This window comes from Actinospica durhamensis, from assembly GCF_018139695.1.
In the GTDB taxonomy this organism is placed as follows: Bacteria; Actinomycetota; Actinomycetes; order Streptomycetales; family Catenulisporaceae; genus Actinospica; species Actinospica durhamensis.
Genome location: NZ_JAGSOG010000735.1, coordinates 1 through 457, shown reverse-complemented (window position 1 = coordinate 457; position 457 = coordinate 1). Strand labels below are relative to the sequence as shown.

Sequence of the window (457 nt, the reverse complement as noted above, 5' to 3'; positions counted from 1 at the left end):
CCCCGGTCCTCTGCGGCTTCGGCCTCCGCCAGCTTGCGGGAGGCCCGCAGGCTGGTGATCGTGGTGACGACCAGGACCCCGCAGATCACGCCCAGCGAGACCGGAATGCTGATCTCGGGAACGTGTACCCCCGACTCGTGCAGGGCGTGCAGCACCAGCTTCACGCCGATGAAGCCGAGGATGATCGACAGACCGTAGGAGAGGTGGACCAGCTTCTTCAGCAGGCCGCCGATGAGGAAGTACAGCTGCCGCAGGCCCATCAGGGCGAACGCGTTCGCGGTGAACACGATGTACGGGTCCTGGGTCAGGCCGAAGATCGCGGGGATCGAGTCGAGCGCGAACAGGACGTCGGTGGTACCGATGGCGAGCATCACGACCAGCATCGGGGTCATGACCCGCTTGCCGTTCTGCTCGATCCACAGCTTGGTGCCGTGGTACCGGTCGGCCACGCCGAAGC

Annotated in this window: 1 protein-coding gene; it reads right to left on the bottom strand. The window is 65.9% G+C overall.

The annotated features are described in order from the left end of the window. Positions 1-457 (bottom strand): TerC family protein (locus tag KDL01_RS41955; RefSeq protein ID WP_438802030.1); only part of this gene is annotated, 457 nt, incomplete at both ends.